The sequence below is a fragment of the Gilvimarinus sp. 1_MG-2023 genome, from assembly GCF_030548285.1.
In genome coordinates, this window is the sequence record NZ_JAUOSC010001761.1 from 1 (window position 1) to 234 (window position 234).

Consider the following 234-nt stretch of genomic DNA (forward strand, 5'->3'; position numbering starts at 1 on the left):
GTGCCCTCCAGCAGGTTATCGCCCGCGTCCCCAGCCAAATCGACCGCCGTCACTGACCCAAGCCGCAGGAAGGAACCACCATCCTGGTGCGTGATCGAGAACACATAATTGGGCAAGCGCACATAGGTCCAGAAATAGGCATCGGTCCCGTATTGGATGCTGCCATCTCCGTCTATGTCGATCCGGACAAAGTCCGCACTTTCGGTGTTATACCAATTGTGCCAGATATCTATC

At 55.1% G+C, this 234-nt stretch carries 1 protein-coding gene; it reads right to left on the reverse strand.

The genetic code is table 11. From position 1 onward, the window contains the following. A partial coding sequence (locus Q4563_RS22760; RefSeq protein WP_303606165.1) for a hypothetical protein occupies nt 1-234 on the reverse strand: 234 nt, incomplete at both ends.